Raw genomic sequence first — 977 nt, 5'->3', positions numbered from 1 at the left:
ACACGCAGTGCTGGGCGCAGAGGCGCTGCGCCGCCGGCAATCGCGCCAACGACCCCCAGAACAGCGAGAAGCACGACGGACGTCAGGGACACGCCCCAGGACACCCAGGCCACGGGGGCCAGAACAGCTGCCAGCACGGGCAGTAATGCTCCGGATGAAAAGGCGGTTGCTGAGGCGAATGCCGCCTGTATGGGTCTTGCCGCCGTGGCCTCGGACAAACCCAGTTCATCCCTTGCATGGGCACCGAGCGCATCATGCTTCATGAGGGCGACGGCGACCTTGCGCGAGAGGTCTTCATCCAGCCCTCTCTTCTGATAGATCCCGGCCAGTTCGGTGACTTCGCCCTCCCAGTCCGTGACCAGTTCCTGTTTCTCGCGGGCGATGTCGGCGTGTTCGGAATCGGCCTGGGAACTGACCGAGACATACTCGCCCGCCGCCATGGACAGGGCGCCCGCGACAAGCGCGGACAGTCCCGCGACGAGAATGCTGCCGCGTGTCGCATGAGAACTGGCAACGCCGACGATGAGGCTGCCGGTCGACAGCGTTCCGTCATTGGCGCCGAGAACAGCCGCACGCAGCCATCCCAGTTTCTCGACGGCATGACGTTCGGCCAAAGGATGGAGACGCGACATAAGATGACCTGCTGCTTCTGGTGAATACAAATAAAGGTTAAGATGCATCATTTGCCGCGACAACAGATATTTCATTCTGATATTGCGAGTTATTTTCAATATTATTTATGTTTTAGGAAAATCTGTTCTGTTCAGAATCCTGTCAGGTAAGCATGATACGGAAGTGGATTCAGGGTTCTTTTTTGCCGAGACGTATATGCCTTATTCAACGCCGGACATCACAGATAGCCTGCTGCGTTACGACAGGCCGACGATCATCCTTCACTGGATGACGGCCTTTCTGGTGCTGCTTCAGTTTGCTCTTGGCGAAACCTGGAACTGGCCAACAAAACCCGTCCATCATCT

Annotated in this window: 1 protein-coding gene and 1 pseudogene; one reads left to right on the top strand and one right to left on the bottom strand. The window is 57.3% G+C overall.

What is annotated here, in order from left to right; all coding sequences use genetic code 11:
* Window positions 1–632: VIT1/CCC1 transporter family protein (locus AABE20_RS10255; protein WP_338332974.1), on the bottom strand; the 632-nt coding region annotated here is incomplete at its 3' end.
* Between the two features lie 163 nt (window positions 633–795).
* On the opposite strand from AABE20_RS10255, the pseudogene AABE20_RS10250 reads away from it, so the two are divergent.
* Window positions 796–977 (top strand): annotated as a pseudogene (locus tag AABE20_RS10250) (cytochrome b); the annotation flags it as partial.

It is taken from the genome of Acetobacter zythi, assembly GCF_963921165.1.
Lineage (GTDB): Bacteria > Pseudomonadota > Alphaproteobacteria > Acetobacterales > Acetobacteraceae > Acetobacter.
This window is presented reverse-complemented; position numbering and strand designations above follow the sequence as displayed.